This window comes from Geobacillus jurassicus NBRC 107829 (genome assembly GCF_001544315.1).
Lineage (GTDB): Bacteria > Bacillota > Bacilli > Bacillales > Anoxybacillaceae > Geobacillus > Geobacillus jurassicus.
Window position 1 is genome coordinate 1 of the sequence record NZ_BCQG01000049.1, and the last position, 18668, is coordinate 18668.

General features: G+C 50.3%; 11 protein-coding genes and 2 pseudogenes. 1 reads left to right on the forward strand and 12 read right to left on the reverse strand.

Features of this window, described 5'->3' with window-relative positions:
* Positions 1-265: 265 nt before the first annotated feature.
* The 5 genes from GJ1_RS13510 to GJ1_RS13530 all read right to left on the reverse strand — a co-directional run bounded on the left by GJ1_RS13510 (position 266) and on the right by GJ1_RS13530 (position 10842).
* Positions 266-2863: a DEAD/DEAH box helicase gene (locus GJ1_RS13510; protein WP_245629388.1), complete on the reverse strand. Its 2598-nt coding sequence runs from the start codon at positions 2861-2863 to the stop codon at positions 266-268.
* Positions 2835-4115: a hypothetical protein gene (locus GJ1_RS13515; RefSeq protein WP_066233414.1), complete on the reverse strand. Its 1281-nt coding sequence runs from the start codon at positions 4113-4115 to the stop codon at positions 2835-2837. Before GJ1_RS13515 ends, GJ1_RS13510 begins: the two co-directional genes overlap by 29 nt.
* Entirely contained in the window at positions 4115-4786 is a 672-nt protein-coding gene (locus GJ1_RS13520) for an OmpA/MotB family protein (protein WP_066233418.1), read from the reverse strand. The genes GJ1_RS13515 and GJ1_RS13520 overlap by 1 nt, the downstream gene beginning before the upstream one ends.
* The gene (locus GJ1_RS13525; RefSeq protein ID WP_245629392.1) at positions 4783-6627 is read right to left on the reverse strand and encodes a MotA/TolQ/ExbB proton channel family protein; all 1845 of its coding nucleotides are present in this window, start codon (positions 6625-6627) and stop codon (positions 4783-4785) included. The genes GJ1_RS13520 and GJ1_RS13525 overlap by 4 nt, the downstream gene beginning before the upstream one ends.
* Positions 6628-7071: 444 nt before the next feature.
* On the reverse strand, positions 7072-10842 hold the full coding sequence (locus GJ1_RS13530; RefSeq protein WP_066233420.1) for a bifunctional RecB family nuclease/DEAD/DEAH box helicase: 3771 nt from the start codon (positions 10840-10842) through the stop codon (positions 7072-7074).
* Positions 10843-11025: 183 nt separating this feature from the next.
* On the opposite strand from GJ1_RS13530, the gene GJ1_RS13535 reads away from it, so the two are divergent.
* A complete protein-coding gene (locus GJ1_RS13535; RefSeq protein ID WP_066233423.1) occupies positions 11026-11754 on the forward strand; it encodes a hypothetical protein in 729 nt (242 codons plus the stop codon).
* Positions 11755-11793: 39 nt separating this feature from the next.
* On the opposite strand, the pseudogene GJ1_RS13540 reads toward GJ1_RS13535, so the two are convergent.
* From GJ1_RS13540 to cysI, 7 genes and pseudogenes are all read right to left on the reverse strand, one after another.
* Positions 11794-12273 (reverse strand): annotated as a pseudogene (locus tag GJ1_RS13540) (ABC transporter substrate-binding protein); the annotation flags it as partial.
* Between the two features lie 49 nt (positions 12274-12322).
* Positions 12323-12760, reverse strand: a complete 438-nt coding sequence (locus GJ1_RS13545) for an iron chelate uptake ABC transporter family permease subunit (RefSeq protein ID WP_245629390.1) — start codon at positions 12758-12760, stop codon at positions 12323-12325.
* Positions 12753-13256, reverse strand: a pseudogene (locus GJ1_RS13550) (iron chelate uptake ABC transporter family permease subunit); the annotation flags it as partial. The pseudogene GJ1_RS13550 and the gene GJ1_RS13545, both read right to left, overlap by 8 nt.
* 855 nt (positions 13257-14111) lie before the next feature.
* Positions 14112-14246, reverse strand: a complete 135-nt coding sequence (locus GJ1_RS19500; protein ID WP_444542604.1) for an AtuA-related protein — start codon at positions 14244-14246, stop codon at positions 14112-14114.
* Positions 14247-14493: 247 nt separating this feature from the next.
* The gene (locus tag GJ1_RS13555) at positions 14494-15072 is read right to left on the reverse strand and encodes a Uma2 family endonuclease (RefSeq protein WP_066233453.1); all 579 of its coding nucleotides are present in this window, start codon (positions 15070-15072) and stop codon (positions 14494-14496) included.
* A 154-nt stretch (positions 15073-15226) separates the two neighbouring features.
* Entirely contained in the window at positions 15227-16693 is a 1467-nt protein-coding gene (gene gucD, locus GJ1_RS13560; RefSeq protein WP_066233425.1) for an alpha-ketoglutaric semialdehyde dehydrogenase GucD, read from the reverse strand.
* Between the two features lie 243 nt (positions 16694-16936).
* Positions 16937-18658, reverse strand: a complete 1722-nt coding sequence (gene cysI / locus GJ1_RS13565) for an assimilatory sulfite reductase (NADPH) hemoprotein subunit (protein WP_066233427.1) — start codon at positions 18656-18658, stop codon at positions 16937-16939.
* Positions 18659-18668 lie beyond the last annotated feature (10 nt).

The window sequence follows — 18668 nt, forward strand, 5'->3', positions numbered from 1 at the left end:
CTTTGCACACCCCTTCCACCCCGCAAAAAAAATAAAATGTGGTTATGTTAACTTGTACAAGTGACTAAAATCGTCAATCGTCCAAACCATTGGTATATCAACACAATATTTCTGCTCCCGAAAGAAAAACCGTCATGCACACCTCCCCTGTTTTTTGACCGTTTTCGGACCGCGCACGGTTGTACTCCGCACCGAGAACCGTCCAACGAACCGGAGAAGGCGGCATGGCGGATGGCTGATCCTAGGGCTGGGCCGGAAACCGTTCCTAGACGAGTTGGCGTTGTTCCATCATTTTCTCGGCAATGGCTTGCTGGATCTCACGCATATCAAACGGGATGATGACATTTTCAGCCAAATGGCGCTTGCTTTCAAGCAGTTCATGCATCAATTCCTCTACCGTTCCTTGTGGGAAATGGGAACGGTCTGTTGTGATAATATGGTACACATACACATCTTTTTCCTGGCCGATGCGGTACGCGCGGTCGGTCGCTTGGTTTTCAACCGCCGGGTTCCACCAGCGCGTGTAATGGATGACATGGTTGGCGCTTGTGATCGTCAAGCCGACGCCGGCCGCTTTCGGGGATAAAATCATAATGCCGAAGCCTTTTGTTTCATTAAAGCGTTGTACGACCGATTGGCGATTTTTCGTATCCCCGTCAATCACCGGAACAGAAATTCCGTATCTCTCCATGAATATTCGTTTCAAAAGAAAGTGCAACTTGCGAAACTCCGTAAAGATGAGCACTTTCTCCCCCTTTTGCCGAATCGTTTCGACGATGCGCATCGTTTCCTTCAACTTCGGCACCTCTGCATCGGGAAGATTTTCATAGTCTGAAATGACCGCCCCAGGATGGCCGTACAGCTGCCGTAGTCTCGTAATCATATTCAAAATGGCGACCTGTCCACTCTCTTTTGTAGCCAACATCGATTGGGCGATGTATTGCTGCACTGGCGACGCCTCGACGTAAATCGGCGGAACAAGATGTTTTTTAGGCAGGCGATCATCGAGAATTTGCTGCTTCGTTCGCCGCAAATAGTACGGTTGGATGGCTTTAAGCAACGCGTTATAGTCCGATGTTTCCGCATAGCGGGACCGAAACTCTTTTAACGAGCCTAGAGCGCCGGGCTGAACGAAGTCCATAATCGTCCATAGTTCGTCTAGGCTGTTTTCAACCGGCGTGCCGGTCATCGCCAAGCGAAAATGCCCTTGCATGGCGCGGATGGCGCGCGACCGCTGGCTGGCGTGGGATTTAATGTTTTGCGCCTCATCGCAAATGATCGCTTGGAATTCAATCTTCCCTAACAAAAGTTGGTCGATTTTCAGCGTATCGTAGCTGGTCAAAACGATATCAAACTGTGAAATGAGCTGCGACGAAGCCAGCCGCCCGCTCCCTTTATGGATATACAAACCGTCGAGCAGACTTGGAGCAAATTTTTCGATTTCCGCTATCCAGTTCTCAATAAGTGCAATCGGCAGAACGACCAACGTCGGCCTTAGCCGCCCATGGGCCTTTTGATGCAGCAAAAACGCAATCACTTGAATGGTTTTCCCAAGCCCCATATCATCGGCCAGCAAGCCGCCTCTTCCTTGCTCCGCCAAGTGGCAAAGCCATTCAAAACCTTCGATTTGGTGCGGGAAAAGCTCCGCCTGCAGCTCAGAGGGAACTGGATAACGCCGAAGCGGTGCTGCTTGGGCGCTATCCATTTTGTACTCAAGCTCTTCCTCATTATCTTTAATGTCAAGAATATATCGCCGCTTCAACGCCTCGTCGGCGTCTTTCGGCAGCTGCAACAGCTTCCGGCGCAATAAAGGATCTAGGTAAATCCATTTGCCGTTATACTCGACATATTGCTGGTCCGGATATTTTTCCATCAGTTCGCGCAAAAACGCCTCATCGTACGGAACTGTATGACCGCTTTCCTCATCAAGCCATTGCATTCCCGTCCGCTTATGAAAAACAGGGCGCACCCGTTCAATCGGGATGAGGCCGCGGACACGTTCTGAAAACTGGTCCAAATCAAACAAGTAATCATGCTCAGGCAGGACGGCAGCCGGATTTTCCAAAAACAGCGGCACTTCTTCCCCCGTAATATGCCGTTTTTGCTGCAAATGGACAATGTCGGCGTGAACCCGTCCCGTACTAACAAACCGGCTTCGTTCATGGCCTTTCTTTATGCTGCTGACCCGCTGCAGCTGTTGAAGATGGCGCGTCTCCTCCTCAGTGCGCCCTTTTACGACGAGCTCGATATGGTCATGGCGGTGCACGGCGATGTCGAGATCATATGTATCAACGACATGGTACGTTTCCGTTTGCAAAAAGTTTTCAAGCTGAATGCCTGCTTCTTTGGCCAGCTGTTGGCAAATACCGATTTTTTCGTACCCTGATTCATACGGTTCCAAAAGCGCCCGTTTCAGACGGTACACCTGTTCCGGGAGCAGCACGAAACGGTCCGGCAAGACGTAAACCGCTCCCGCCGCTTTCCCGATCCGGTCTAAGTTGCGCCCGCTGGCATCCAATAGCTGCAAGGCCAAATCCGCTTCGTGCGGCAGCGAACGAAGACAGAGCTTCCCGCTCACCTTCTCCTCAACAACAGGGAGTCCTAAACATTCGAGCACCTCTTTGGCACTTTCGTCTTTAAGCAATTCATAATACTCGCTATACGGCAAAGTCGAATCGACAAGAACGCCCGAGTCGTAAAGCTCCTCCCAAGCGACATACTGCTGAAATCCTTGCACTTTGTAATATTTTTCGATATCTTCTTTGGCCATAGGCAGCTTCAGTTCGGTGACGGTTTTGCCGTCATGCAACTGAAACGAAAAATGAATCCCATCCTCATTCGGCGTCAAAACTGCCTTCATCATTTTCTGTTTCTTTTTGAAGAAGAACATTTCTTCTTACCTCCCAGCCGAGTTCGCGCCGAAGCCATTCATCAAACTTCCGTTGCCACCCACCGTTATGGCGCAGCCAGCCGCCTGGAATCGTCAAGTTTCTATCCATCAGCTCAGCCCGTTTCACTTCTCGCACTTTTAGCCATGCCTTGTTGGCAAACCGCTCCCGCTCGGCGAGCATCCGGTCAATTTTCGGCTGAAAATGGCGCCGGAAAACGTCAGCACGATAAATATAAACCGCCCCAGTGCCAAGCACTTCCATAATGACAACGTCACGGAAATACATGATTAACGTCGTGCGTTCATCGGTCACGACGACATCCTCAAGCTTCGGAATAAATTTCTCCCAATATTGAAACCGTTCATGGTTTTTATTCACGCCGCCAAAAAAGTCTTTCAATTCCAACCTCATAATCCACTGGGCAAACCGCCGCTTTTCCTCTTCCCCGACATATCTCCATAGCATTGGTTTTCTGTGATACGTTTGCAACTTTTCAAATATCAGTCTTCCGAGCGGCTTGACATGATTCAGTTTGCACTTTTTGATCAATGCGTTCGCCATTTTTTGTTGCTGTTCATTTGTTGAGGAAACAAACAGCTCCCGATATAAGTCTTGTTCCTTGAGAAAAAACGATTCATCGGCCAGCTGGAAAATTTCCATCAGCACGAGCTTAAACAACGGAAAGTTTTTCGTTAAATAAAACGTCTCCAGCTCGTCTAAAATCCCTTTCTCGCTTTCATACGCCGTTGTCGCCAAATACACAATCGGATCTTTGCTTAACAAATAACGCCGCCATTTTTCACTTCTTTCTTTTTCCATCCGCTTTTCGATTTTCTCTATATGGGCAGCATAGGCGTAACGCAAAAGCTTCCAAATTTCGTCCAAATCGCACGTTTCATACATAACATCGACTAACACGCGGAAAAGGCGGCGCTCATGCTGGATATGGCGCTGGATGGACTCGATCATAGCTTTTTTGGTCTCTTCGGGCAGCTCTTTTTTGTACAAGTTGGGGAGAAGAAGCTTCTCCCGCCGCGACAGCTGTTGTACCCACTCTTGAAACACCGAAACCGGCGCATTGGCTACTTCCGCAAACCGGTCGGACAATCGTTCAAGCACGCTCTGGTATTTCCCAGCGCTATATTCAACCGTTTGTTTCAAAAGAGGCGGGCGCGGTTTGCGCAGCCACCGTTTTAGCAACACCGGTTCATACTCATACTTCATTATTCGTTCACCAACTTTTCAAGGGCTTTAATCGCTTCATCGTCCTTAAGGCGGAATAAAAACTCAACCCGCCGCGAGCGGTCAGGATCATACTTGCCATTTTGATCCGTTAGCGGACTGCTGAAGCTCCGGCCATTTGCGGTAATGTACTTTTTCGACAGCTCCCGTTCTTTAAAATTAGGAAACTCTTTGCTATAAATATACTCTAAAACGGCATACGCCCGGCGCTGCGATAAAGACATATTGTACATGTACGTCCCATTCCGGTCAGTATGCCCTTCGATAATGATGCTCGAAATTTCATTTTTAAATCGGTCCTGCAATAAAATCCCCATATACTTAGGGATAAACTGCTGCAAAAACGCCTTCCCCTCCGGAGAGATTTCCGCCGAATTGGATTCAAACAAAATGCTGCCGGGAAAGCGGATGGCTCCTGTTTGCTGGTCAATTTCAATCGCCATATTCGATTGCTTAAACGCTTCAGTCAGAGCCCGGATGATCTCCGTTTTGACGCTGACAACCTCCTCAATTTGCTTTTCTTTCTCTTCAAGCAATTCGCGGTAATCAAGGATGACAAACGTCAACAACAAGGCAAACACCATCAACATGGCACTCATTAAATCCGCATAGGACATCCAATAATTGACTTCCGTCCGTTTCCGGTATTTCATGTTGAAGCCCCTGCTTTCCATCTATCCAAATGATCCACCAAGTCTTCCAAATTTTCAATAAAATCCGCCTGCACTTCGCTGAATTGATAAACGAGCCCGCTCACTTCTTGCACAGCCTTGGTCAAGGTCTCATCAAAATGTTGATACGTTTTGCTTAAACCGCTGTCAATATTTTCAGCAAAATCTTTCATAGATAAGTGGAGAGCTTCGGTAATTCTTGCCAACTGTTCTTTTGTTGTCGCCCAGTTTTCCTGCAGCGCCCCAATTTGCTCTGTCATCTCATGCATATACACTTTCGTCGTCCGCAACGTTTCCTCGACCGTTTCCTTCGTTTGCGTACGCAGCTGCACAAGCTCTGGAAGAAGCTGTTTTTGTGCTTCCTGCATTTCAAGCAGCTGCTCCTTTAGCTCGCGGACGCGATCGAACGTTTCACGCAGCTCGGGAACGAGCGGCGACAGCGCGGCAACAGCCGACTGGACGTCGCCAAGCAGCTGCTGCGAATCATGCAGCGATTCTTTTTGAATGCGGAGCGACTCATCAAATCTGTTTGCCATCGTTTGAAACGAGGCTGAAAGTGAGGACGACGCATGGACAAGCTGGTCGAGCAGCTGGCTGTACTGTATTTCAACTTGCGCATTAAAGCGGGTGAACTGATCGGCCAAATCATCATACTTCTGCGCCAATAGCTGGTTGCTTCGCATCACTTCCTGTTGAACCGGAAGCTGGTCTTTCGTCAGCTGCTGCAGCTGGTAGAATGTTTCTCCTAACCCGTTCATCATGCTTGCCGTTTTTTGATAGCTGTCCTTCATCAACTCAAGCTCTGCGGCCATCTTTTCAAACTGCGCAAACATTTTTTCCGTCCGCTCGAGCGTCATCGCCTGCCGCTCTTCCGTATAAGCAAAACGGCTTGTGAACGCCTCAATCGTTTTCATCATTTCCGTCTGCAGCACTTGCGACTGTTGGACGAACTCGCTAAACTGCCCGATCGATTGTTGTGTTCCGCCCGTAATCTCATCAACAAGCCGGCTCGTTACATCAGCGCTCGTATTTTTCGTCAGCTCAATTTGCGACTCAAGCAGCTTCGCCTGCGTCTCCATTCCTTCATGCAGCTGGGCGAACTGGTCATGAAGCTGGCCGAACGCTTGCTGCAGACTGCCGTGTGACTGCTGAAGCGACAGAACGATCGGCTGCATCGCCTTTTCAAGCGCATCAGTCAACAGCGTTTTCAAATGGTCGGCCTGATTGCGCGATAACTTTTCCAAACGGTTGAGAAACAACTCCTCATCATCAGTGCTAAGCAAAAAGTCAAGCCGTTCGGAATGCCAGTCAATATTGCGCTCAAGCGTGCTGCTAATCCACCGGTCAAACATCGTCCACATTAACGAAAGCAACACGCCCCATACAGAGGTGTAAAAGGCTACTTTCATCCCATCTAGCAAGCTGCTAATCCCTGACCGCAACGCTTCTGTATTGCCAATATGCAACTCAGCCAGCCCGACCGAGAGACCGACGAAGGTGCCGAGAACGCCGAGACTGACATGGATGCCCGCCCCCATGTCCATCAATGTCCGATACCCCATATGATGATACATCACATCAAATCCAAAAAACGGTTCTACATTAATGCGTTCGTCTTCATTTTTTTGCGAAACACGATTATAATATCGTTCCCACAACTCCTTATATTTTGATTTTTTCACTTGGGCAAAAAGACTGTTAATAGCCTGGTCAATCTCGTAGGCGCTTCCATCTGAGGAGCGGTTCAGCTCGAGCAACTTCGGCTTCAGCTGATTCATCACCGCGATTTCCCTCTGAATGCGCACAAACTGCCAGGCAGCCATCACCAAAAACAACCCCAACTGAAAATAAAGAAATAAATCGGTAAACCCTTTATTTCCGATCTTGTTGATTAGAGAAAACAAAGTCTCAAAAAATGTGTACAATGCCAATCACCTGCACTTTCTGTTATGTAAGCAGCCATCCGCCGCCAAACGAAGGTGTTCCAATCTGCCCTTCCATCCCGCTGTCTGCTTGATTATTAGAATGGCAAAAGGTGCAGATTTCTCCGTTTCTTACAAAATCATTTTACAGGCGTTAAGACCTATCGGCAATATGTAACAAAATAACAATTATATAGACGGCTTTGCCATCCAAAAAAACAGCCATGCACACCTCCTCCGTGTTTTGGCTGTCTTCCGTCCCCCGCTACATTCATCAGCGAGGACGAGAACCGTCCAACGAAATGGAGAAGGCGGCATGGCGGATGGCGCACGCTTATGCGATTTTCAGAGAGATGGATGATCCACCTCTTCAGGCTTAGGACAGCCGACCCGGTACATTCGCAGCGCGGCGCCGTCGACAACGAACGTTTGGGCTTTCCCATGCCGTGAAGCATAGTTTTCTAGCCTAAGCATAAAGTTCACTCCTTCATGGTATTCCTCGTTGCCGATCACTTGAAGCGACGGCGACATGAGTTGGCGCGAGAGGAAGATGATCGCCTTTTTCCGCGCCCGTGTGAGCGAGACGTTGAGGCGGTTCAAGCTGTAGATAAACTCCCCTTCCATCATGGCCAGTTCAGGATCGGCGACGCCATAGCTGATGATCACGGCTTCCGCCTCCTGTCCTTGCATTTTATCGACCGTGTCGACAAAAAACGGCGGACGCAGCCCTTGGCGTTCAAGCTCGCGGCGAATGGCGCGGATTTGGGCGCGATGCGGCGAAATGATAAACAGTCCATGGCGCCAAAACGCTTGATCGCCGTCTGATGTATCATCATACCGTTGTCCATTGTCATCAAGCAGACGCTCCCGAAGCACTTTCGTGATGCTCGCCACCCAGCGCGCTTCCGCCTCGTTTTCCTGCGTGCCGTATGCACCGTCGTAAACGCAGACAACAAGCGGATAATCGGGGTCAAGCGCCGCTTCCACCCATTCATCGGCAGGACGTGCGGCGGCAAGCGCCAACGTTTGAGAAGCAATACGCTTATTGAACGCCGTATAGTCCGACCCGTAAATCCGCTCGGCCGGGTAGCGGCAAAGCGCTTCATTCATGCGGAAATTGTCCGTCAATTGGCGGGTGAACCGCTTCTCGGCATCGGCGTCAAACAGCAGGCGGAAAATCGAGTCGAACAAGGGCGGCTCCCCTTCGGTGACCGCATACGTCCCTTGAATAATTGGCGGCAGTTGGAAGTGATCGCCGACGATGAGCAGACGGCCTGCTTTTTTGACGTGGCTTAACGCCAACAATGAATCGGCAACGCGAATTTGCGACGCTTCATCAAGGACGACGACATCAAACTCTTCATTTATATATCCTTTTTCGTACGCCTTTTGAATGCTGTACAGCGTAGCGCCAAGCACCCGATGGCCGCCGTTGCTGAGCCAGTCAGAAAGTTCGCGATCCGCCACTTCGGCCATCCCTTTTGCTTTTTCCGTCTGAATCTCGCCGAGCTTGGCAATGTGGACACGGTGCCGCGGCACAAGCTCCTGAATTTTACGCAGGCAGTTTTCAATCGCCGCGTGGGTGAAGCCAGAAACGAGAATAGCGAGCCTCCGCCCCCGCTTCTCATAAATCGTCATGAGCAACTGAAGGGCAGCAGCGATAAAGTGTGTTTTCCCAGTGCCAGGCGGCCCCCAGACGAGCGTCAACGTATGGTGGAGAAAGTGGAGAAATGCCTGACGCTGGCTTTTTGTCAGTCCGCTTTGGCGGAGAAGCATCTTCACTTCATCTACATCCCAGTTTGGCCGAAACGTTTTCCGGTAGCGAGCCGGGTCGCGAATCAAACTAAGAATGCGGTGATTTTCCTGATCCAACTGTTGCAACGCCCGCAAGACGCGCGGCATAGTGAAATCAGCATGCCGGAGCGACAGCCAATACTCCTCTCCTTCAACAAGCGGGAAACGGTCGAGCCATTTGGGCAACTCGAGCTCGAGTTCAACCTTTTTGCCATGATCATGGATGGCGCGAATGCGGGTAAAGTACAAGTTGGCCCCTTTTGGCGCTGACCAGTCGCCTGCGTATTTGATATCAGGAAACGTCTGCTGCGCCTTTTCCCCTTCCTCATTGCACTCGGTGAGCAGCCAGTTCGCTTTGGAATCGATCGCTTCAAGCGCCTGCCGGTTGTTCAGACGGAACCGCTCGCCGCCAAGGTACGTGACATGAAGCGTCACCCCGTTCTCAAGCCGCTCCGGAAGCGGGAGCAGGCGGCTTTGGCGAATATCCAAGTAGTTTAATAGCGCCTCGTAGCGCGCCATAAACGCCAACTTGGACACAAGCGGATCGCGGTAATCCGCCGAAGAGGGAAAACGGAATTTTTCCGGCCAAACGACAAGCGGAGAAGGATGGACGTTAGCAGCCCACGCGCGGATGCCTTGAATGACGCTGCTCGCCGCCCAAAGGCGCCGGCTCAGTTCCTTCTCGACCGCTTTTCTTTTCTCCTCGTCCCCTGTTTGCCATGCGTCGTGCAGCACGTCCATTTTCATGGCGTTCGTCAAACGAAACGAAAAACGCTCACTCGCCGAGTACAGAAACGGCGAGTCATTGTAGGCCGCAACATATCGCGACAAGTCTTCAAGACGGTAAGCGACATGCACCGGCAAGGCGAACAACTGGCTCGCTACGGTTGTCAGGACAACGACAGGAAGCGGAACCATTTCGCACGGATGATCGCTGGCGCTTGATAACACACTGCTATGAAAATAAGACAGCAACCGAACCGCTTTTTCGTTATATTCCGAATCCAACAAAAGCTCATGAAACAACTGTTGCACATTTTCCCATTCATAGTTGTCGACGACGTACGCCTGCACCGACTTTTGCGCCCGCCACTCACGCGTTCGGTTGTAATCGTGCACCGTCTGAAGCAGACGATCAAGCGCATCGGCAAAATTCCGGCCGACCGCGTCGCATTCCTCGAACGAACCGGCGATAAAATGATGCATTTCCGATCCTGTTCCAAACACATCTGCCCCACCGACGCGGTACAACGATGCCGCCGCAACCTTTCCCGTCAACTGATCGCGTTGAGCGGTGAGAATAAGACGGATGTCTTCCCATATAGGCATATGTGTCACCGCACGATCATACGGAACGACTTTTTCTTGTGCGATGGCCTCAAGCTGCGCTTCAAGTCGTCGAAGTTGGCGCGCCAGCCCAGCGTTTTGTTTCAGCACATGCCTGTTTTCTTGACGTTCAAGAAATTGGCGAAACTCGCCGATCGTCTCGGGCAGCTGCCGCTCACGGATAAAGCGGGACGCGTGGCTCGATAAGTACGGAACGAGGGAAATGTGCTTTTGTTGCCGCGCTTTGTCTAAACAATAATCGTAAAACGGACACCATTCGCAACGGTAATCCAAGTGCCAAAACAACTCGTCCGCCTGTTTTGTGGCCAGCGCTGTCAATTCGCTAGTTAAAAACTGTTCGATATACGGAAGCAGTTGACTGATATCAGCTGCTTGCGGCTGCCCTGCCCCGTACGTCCATACGCCCGCTTCGCGCAAATCAACCTTGCCCGCAATGCCGTGCTCCTCTAAAATCAAAGACAAGATTAACGCATACAACGCCGTTTGCACGCGGTGGGAAAGTTTCAATACATCTGATGATTTGATGTCGATGATCCGAAACGCAAAGCCGTCTTGTTCCGATCTGCACTCAATCAAATCCGGACGGCACGCCGCAAAACGGATCACGTCTGGATCCAACCCGTACCGTTTGTAAAAACGCGGCGGCACAATCAAGGTCGGCTGGTACAAATACCGTTTGCTCGGCCGTTTCAGCTCTTGGATCGTCTCCACGCCATCCAAAAAGCAGTGGGAAAGCGGCATGCCTGGCAATCGCTTCCCCATTTTCACCTGGCCGGCCAAATGTGTCGAAATCACTTCCTCTTCCCACTCAACTCCGCGGCGCAACACACTCTCATGAACAGCAGACCGCTCAAACAGCTCTTTGGGCACATCGAGCTCGCCGCGCCGTTCTTTCGCCAATGACTGAAAGTAAAAATTCCGCTCGCATTCATGGTAAAAATAGCTCGCCATTTTCGCCGGAGAAACGTAGAGCATACATTGAATCCCTTCTTTGCTAGAAATGTACGATAAATCCAACTGTCGGAATTCGACAGTCTATTAATATTATATCATATGGCCAACCCCTCCCCCCTCATGCACACTATATGCATAAATTTGCTTGTCCACAGGGAACGTATGTGCTATAATGAAGGAAGATTCTGTGAAAGAGGTGACACGATGAGCGAGGAGGTCCTCTTGCAATTATTCGATCGGCTCGGCCATATTGAAGACACACTGCATTTGCTCGTCGAAGGACAAAAACGGTTGGAAGAAGAACAGCAAGCGATTCGGAAAGAGCAACAAGAAATCCGAAAAGAACAGCAGGAAATTCGAAAAGAGCAACAAGAAATGCGCAAAGAACAGCTCGAAATCCGAAAAGAACAACAGGAAATGCGCAAAGAACAACTCGAAATCCGAAAAGAGCAACAGGAAATCCGCAAGGAGCAGCAACAGATCCGTCAAGCTCAAGAGGAGATGCGCAAAGAACAACAACAATTCCGGGTACAGCTGCAAGAGTTCCAAAAACAACAAGAAGGATTCCAAAAACAACTGGAAGAACTGCGCCGCGTACAACAAGACCTTTTTCAAGGCCAAAAACGGTTAGAAGAAGAACAAACATACTTAAAAGCCGGCCAAAAAGAACTGTATGACCTTATGTCCGCTCTGCTTCACCGTCAAGAGGAAACTGACGCCACACTCGAAGCCCTCGCTATGGATGTACACAAGCTCCACGGTGAAGTGTCTTCCATCCAACAAAAACTTAGCACCTTGGAAGAGAAAATCGATTCCTATGCCCAATCATTCACGGAACAGCTCAACAGCATGAAACTCGATATTACCTTCCTCTCGAACAAAGCGATCGAACATGAACGGGAAATCTACAAAATTAAGAATCTTATTTTATGAGCAAATGCGGCAGGCGGGCTGTCTAAGCCCGCCTGTCCATCATTCAAGCCCTTGTCCCACTTGTTTGATCATTTCCGACACCGACGTCAATCCGCCGCCCGAGAGGTACCAATAATTTGGATCCAAGTACACAATATGGCCGTTTTGGTACGCTTTTGTCTTTTTCACCAGCGCGTTTTCAATCGTTTGTTTCACCGTCGGCTTTCCTTCGACAACCGCGTCGCGGTCAATGACAAACAAATAATCCGGGTTTTTCTCAGCGATGTATTCGAACGATACACTTTGTCCGTGCGGCGTATCCGCTTTTAAATTCGGATCAACCGGCTGGACGCCGAGCACATCATGGATGAGGCCAAATCGCGACCCTTTGCCGAAGGCGCTCACTTTGCCGCCAGTTGTTAAAATCACCAATGCTTTTTTGTCTCCCGCTTTCGCTTTCACTTCTTCAATTTGCTTTTCAATCTTCACTAATTCATCTTCCACCTCTTTTTCTTTGCCAAACATTTGCCCCAACAACTTTGAACGATGGAAAATTCATTCGGGTCAATCAAGTATTGCATAAACGATGTCAAACTTTGAAAAAAGTGCCTAGAATCATCCCGACAAGCAAAATGAAATAAATGTTCCGTCCTTCCCTCTGAAACAGAAACGAATAAAGAAAAACGGAAAAACCGATCATGCTGCCGGCGGAAAGAAGAAAATGCGCCGTATCGTTCATCATGGTCAACGTCGTCGCCCCAAACAAAAACACAACCGCCGTTTGAATCAGCATATAAACGGAATCGAGGCCAATGATGCGCGGCGTTAAAATGCGGTTGTTTGTCATCGTCTGAAACAAAACGGTCGACACCGCTCCCGCCCAGCCGACAAGCACCATCGCGATCACTTTCTCGCTTCGGGAGCGCAACACGTACTCGATATTGCCCCGCAAATGAGTGAACAAAAACAGCGCAATGAATACCAGAACCACTGCAGCTAGAATGGCGGTTTTCATCCGGTTAGACATACTGCCTCGTTCTCCTTGCCAACAAATATAAAAAGACGCCGCTCCCGATCACCCCGACCGTCAAGCCGATCGGGATTTCATATGGATAGATGGCGACGCGGCCAAACACGTCACAAACCAATACGAACAGCGCGCCTACAATCGCTGTCAGCGGCAATACTTTGCGCAAATGATCCCCATAATACATCGTGACGATATTCGGAACGATCAATCCTAAAAACGGCAACGTACCGACCGTCAACACTTCAACCGCGGAAACCACGGCCACAATGAGCAATCCAGTATACACAATGGAACGATAGCGAATCCCTAAGTTCGTCGCCATTTCCTCGCCCATGCCAGCAATCGTGAACCGGTTGGCGTAAGCGTAAGCGATGGCCATGAGCGGAACGCTGACATACAGCATCTCATAACGCCCTTGCATCATGACCGAAAAATCGCCGTGCAGCCAGGCGGAAACAGACTGGATCAAATCGTATTTGTACGCCAAAAACGATTTCCTTCGTTAGCTCACGATGGAAATGGGATGGTGGCCACATCCAAAAAAGTCAAGTATTCTATATGTATGATTCCTTATTTTTCTTGATTTTTAAGCGTTTTGACAGTCATCCTGTTTCATTGATATATATAGATGCAACGAAAGCGTTTAACATATCCTTGACGGAAAAGCGGCTTGTCCATTTTTGACTGTCGAAGGCAAGCCACAGGCTTGCCTCCGTCACGCCTTAGCGTGACGGAAGACCGAACAACGACCCGCTTCACAGACCCATACATGGGTCTGGAAGCGGCGTTGTTCGGTCACCCGACAGTCGATCCAATGACCGGTAAAAGCTATAAATGTTAAAGCTTTAAATTGCATCTATATAGATTCTTTTTCTCATTCTCCTAACCACTTCGACAAGTTCAGACTCCTACTCCTTGATTGACTGAATTCACACATCAGCATGTTACCACCATTAACCGTTATGGTTTGTAATAGAGATAGATTCTCATTATCACATATCTATTTTGATTGATAGAAATTATCATTGTCAATTATTTTTTCATCATTTTCTCATTTTTTCTAATGACATGAATCTGTCTTAGTTTGGGCTAAGAATAAAGAACAACACCGTCGCAAACTCAAGAATCCTCATTGACTGAAGCAACCATTCATGAAAGAGCGGCCGTTTCAAAATGTCATCTTTCTTCAAGAGAGATACAAGGCATTGTGCAAGTATATAGAAAGGGTGCCACCTACTTTTGGGCACCCTTCTATATATTGTCTCCTTAATTTAGCGCAATGGAACACAGTTGCATGACGAAAACACGGACATCGATCATTTCCTTGCTGCCCATTTAGTCTGAGAGATCAAAGCTCCATCTCCAACAAGGCATAGCTTAACGTTTTGCCGTGCGGATCAAGCGCCAATGAGGCGGTGACACCGCCGTCTAGCGCATGTTGGCAGACAAATCGAAAACAGCCACTCGACTTGCCGATAGATATCGCGCTCTAGAGAACTGGTGATTTAACTGAAAATGCCGCTCTCCAGCGACGTTTTTCAAATTGAGAAATCCTGCAAAGCCGGTCCTTCGTTTTCACGAAGAACCACTGATTGGAGAAGAACAGTGGTTTTTTCACCGACCTTCTAGTCCATCTCAATTACTCATTACTTCTTACTATTCCCCTTCCCCCGCACAATCCGCCACGCTCATCAGCTGACAAACACGGGCGCACGCACCTAAGCCGCTGTTTACAGCAAAAACGCAAACACATCGTCCACCGAAAACCGCACCTCAGGAAACAACGTCGAGACCGCTGATGGATTCGAGGCGTCATATACATCTTCGAGCTCAAACACTTCTGAACGCAAACAGTACTTTTCAATCGTCTTATGCTGATAATCGACAAGCCAATACTCGCCGACCCCCGCTTTCTCATAATAATGACGCTTGAGCAGCCGGTCATTGCGGGCGGTGCTTGGCGACAGAACTTCCACCACAAGGTCGGGAGCGCCGTAACACCGCCCTTGGCGCAGTTTCGTTCGGTCACAAACAATCGATATATCCGGCAACACGGTCACGTTTCGCTTTCCTTTTTGTTCGTCTTCAAATAAAAAGACGACTTGGAGGTTGCTGCCGAACACAAGGCAAGAATCTCCTTTTAACGCCATGCGAAACTCGGCGATCAAATTAGCGACCACACCTTCATGCTCATAAGAAGCCGGGGGCATCAATACAATGTTTCCTTCGTACAGCTCCATCCGCTCGTCTCCAGCTAAAGAAAAAAACTCGCTTAACGTATAGCGGTGCTGCTCACCCGGCTGGCTCATTTTGATCTCCCTCCCGCACACAGACTCATTCTCCTTCTATTGTAAGCGAACCGTTCACGCACCGGCAATCGCCAACCGAAAACGGGCGCAGCCACCATCCTCTTCAAAGGCAAAAAGCGCCCTGCCATAACGGCAGAGCACTTTCTCTCCTTCCTTATCCTTTGATTAACACCGTCTTCATCGCGGTGAAAAATTCGATGGCCGCTCGCCCTTGTTCCCGCGAGTGGGAGCTTGACTGCTTCATCCCCCCAAACGGCGCTTGCAGTTCAACCCCGGCGCTTTCTTCATTAATGCGGACGAGCCCGGCCTCGATGTCTTGAATAAACGCCAGCATCTTTCCGATATTTTGCGTAAAAATCGACGCGCTGAGGCCAAATGGCGTGTCATTGGCGAGCGAGATCGCCTCTTCAAACGTATCGACTTTGATCAAGGCGAGCACGGGGCCAAAAATTTCTTCGCGGGCGATCGTCATGTCAGGCGATACGTTTTCAAAGATGGTCGGCTGCACGTAAAACCCTTTCGCCCGCTCTCCGTCTGTCAAACGTTGGCCGCCGTAAACGAGCGTCGCCCCTTCTTCGATCCCTTTTTGGATATAATAAAGAACCGTTTCGAGCTGCTTCTGGCTGGCGCACGGACCCATCCAGACGCCATCTTCGAGTCCGTTGCCAATGTTCAGCTGTTGCACTTTCGCCAACAGCTTTTCTTTAAATTGGTCATAGACGGAGCGCTGGACAAACACGCGACTCGTCGCCGTGCACTTTTGTCCGGTTGAACGAAGTCCGCCGCTGATTGTCGCTTCCACCGCGCGGTCAAGGTCAGCGTCCTCGAGCACAATGACCGGATTTTTTCCACCCATTTCCAACTGGTATTTCGCCCCTCTGGCCACCGCTTTTTGAGCGATCATTTTGCCGACTTCATTGGAGCCGGTAAAGGTGATGCCATGAATGTGAGGATGTTCGGCAATCGCATTGCCGATGACCGATCCTTTGCCCGTCACCAAATTCACAACGCCAGCCGGCAGCCCCGCTTCGTCAAAGCATTCGACCACTTTCGCGGCGGTGACCGCCGTTTCCTGCGCCGGCTTAAACACCACCGTGTTTCCATAGACGATGGCAGGAGCAATTTTCCAAATCGGAATGGCGACCGGGAAATTCCACGGCGTGATGACCCCCACCACTCCGAGCGGCACGCGCGTTGTAAACATAAGCGCTTCGCTGTCCGTGGATGGAATGACCTCGCCGATGGACCGCATCCCCTCCCCAGCGTAGTAGCGCAAAATATTGACTCCCCGCTGCACCTCTCCTTTTGCTTCGGGAAGCGTTTTCCCCATTTCCCTTGTCATCGTTTCCGCGATCTCATCGAGCCGTTTCTCCAAAAGATCCGCCGTGCGGAACAAATACTCTCCGCGTTTTGGCCCCGACAGCTTTCTCCATGCCATCTGCGCCCTTCGCGCCGCCTCAACCGCAACGTTCACATCCTCGACTCCGGACTCTTGAACGTAGCCGACGATATCATCGATGTTGGCTGGGTTAAGGCTGGCTTCGATTTTTCCAGTGGAGGAATGAATCCATTCGCCATTGATGTAATTCAAGTATGTTTGTTTTTCTGTTCTCATCGTCATGATATCTTCTTCCCCTTTCCATTCACGTGATCGCTGCATACGATCTCGGAAAGAATGTTTGCCCTTGTCATGATCTGAAAAATACAATTTCATAACACTACTATAATATAGTTGAAATATTTTGTGAATTATAGCTTGAATGTGGCTACGATGAACAAAACGCCGAAGCCATTGCATGGAAGCAACAAAAAACCAACCTCCCCTAAACAAGGAGAGGCTGGTTTCCATTTCACCCTGACCACCTTAATCGTGAAAATTCGTCCCGTCCGTCACTTCTTTGACGATGCCAACGCGGATGACAAAATCGCCGAAATGTTCGCCGTCAAGCCGCTCTTTCGCATAGCGGGACAAGAGAACGCGCAGTTCGCGCAAAATTTCTTCTTCACCGATGTTTTCGCGGTACAGCTTGCCAAGGCGCGTGCCGTTGAACGCGGCGCCAAGGTACATGTTGTATTTGCCGACCGCTTTGCCGACAAAGGCGATCTCGGCGAGGACGTGGCGGGCACAGCCGTTCGGACAGCCGGTCATGCGGATCGTGATTTCGTCATCGCGCAAGCCGTTTTCGTCGATCATTTCCTCGATTTTATCGAGCAGTTTCGGCAAGTACCGCTCGGCTTCCGCCATCGCCAAGCCGCATGTCGGCAGCGCCACACAGGCGAGCGCGTTGCGGCGCAAGGCGGTGTACCGCCGGCCGTCGGTTAAACCGTATTCGGCGATGAGCGCCTCGATTTCCGGTTTTTTCTCGCTCGTAACATTGGCGATAATTAAGTTTTGATTCGCCGTCAACCGGAAATCGCCGGTATGGACTTTGGCGATTTCGCGCAGACCGGTCATCAGTTTGTAATCGTCATAGTCTTTGACACGGCCGCCTTCGACAAAGAGCGTGAAATGCCATGTGCCATTGACGCCTTCGACCCAGCCGTAGCGGTCGCCGGTATGCTCGAAATGGTACGGGCGCGCTTCACCGAGCTTCCAGCCGAGGCGGCGCTCCAACTCCTCTTTGACCGTCTCAAGGCCGAGCCGGTCGACCGTGTATTTGAAGCGGGCGTGTTTGCGCGACGAGCGGTTGCCGTAGTCGCGCTGGATCGTCATGATTTTTTCCGCCACTTCAACGACTTGGTCCGGCTTGCAGAAACCGATCACTTTCGCCAGCTGCGGGTACGTCGTTTTATCGCCGTGGGTCATTCCCATGCCGCCGCCGATGGCGACATTAAATCCGGCGAGTTTGCCGTCCTCGACAATGGCAATCAACCCGATATCTTGCGAGAACACATCGACATCGTTGGACGGCGGAACAGCGATGCCGATTTTAAACTTCCGCGGCAAATACGTCGGACCGTAAATCGGCTCTTCTTCTCCGTCGACTTGCGGTGTGCCGGCGACTTTTTCATCATCAAGCCAAATTTCATAGTACGCCCGCGTCCGCGGCAACAAATGATCGCTGATCAGCTTCGCCCATTCGTACACTTCCGCGTGCACTTCCGACTGGTACGGATTCGGGTTGCACATGACGTTCCTGTTGACGTCGCCGCAGGCGGCGAGCGTTGTCATCAGCGCGCCGTTGATGGCTTGCATCGTTTTTTTCACGTTCCATTTTAAGACGCCGTGCAATTGGAACGCTTGACGCGTCGTCAACTTCAGCGTGCCGTTGGCGTATTTGCGGGCGAGCTCATCCATGACGAGCCACTGCTCCGGCGTCGCCACCCCGCCCGGCGTGCGGACGCGGATCATAAACTGATACGCCGGCTCAAGCTTTTGTTTTTGCCGCTCGGTGCGCACGTCGCGGTCGTCTTGCAAATAGCTGCCGTGGAACTTCATCAGCCGGTTGTCATCATCTGGAATGCCCGCGCTGAGCGGGTCTTCCATCGTTTCGGCGAGCGTGCCGCGCAAATAGCGGCTTTCCCGTTTAATGCGCTCGACATCGCTTGGCGGTCCTTCCGGCGCTTTTAACTCGACTTTCGCCATTTTGGTCCCC

Excerpts from the sequence above, each read along its gene's own strand:
- GJ1_RS13510 (WP_245629388.1), bottom strand. The coding sequence starts at position 2,863 with ATGATGAAGGCAGTTTTGACGCCGAATGAGGATGGGATTCATTTTTCG.
- GJ1_RS13515 (WP_066233414.1), bottom strand. The coding sequence starts at position 4,115 with ATGAAGTATGAGTATGAACCGGTGTTGCTAAAACGGTGGCTGCGCAAA.
- GJ1_RS13520 (WP_066233418.1), bottom strand. The coding sequence starts at position 4,786 with ATGAAATACCGGAAACGGACGGAAGTCAATTATTGGATGTCCTATGCG.
- GJ1_RS13525 (WP_245629392.1), bottom strand. The coding sequence starts at position 6,627 with ATGGCTGCCTGGCAGTTTGTGCGCATTCAGAGGGAAATCGCGGTGATG.
- GJ1_RS13530 (WP_066233420.1), bottom strand. The coding sequence starts at position 10,842 with ATGCTCTACGTTTCTCCGGCGAAAATGGCGAGCTATTTTTACCATGAA.
- GJ1_RS13535 (WP_066233423.1), top strand. The coding sequence starts at position 11,026 with ATGAGCGAGGAGGTCCTCTTGCAATTATTCGATCGGCTCGGCCATATT.
- GJ1_RS13545 (WP_245629390.1), bottom strand. The coding sequence starts at position 12,760 with ATGTCTAACCGGATGAAAACCGCCATTCTAGCTGCAGTGGTTCTGGTA.
- GJ1_RS13555 (WP_066233453.1), bottom strand. The coding sequence starts at position 15,072 with ATGAGCCAGCCGGGTGAGCAGCACCGCTATACGTTAAGCGAGTTTTTT.
- gucD (WP_066233425.1), bottom strand. The coding sequence starts at position 16,693 with ATGACGATGAGAACAGAAAAACAAACATACTTGAATTACATCAATGGC.
- cysI (WP_066233427.1), bottom strand. The coding sequence starts at position 18,658 with ATGGCGAAAGTCGAGTTAAAAGCGCCGGAAGGACCGCCAAGCGATGTC.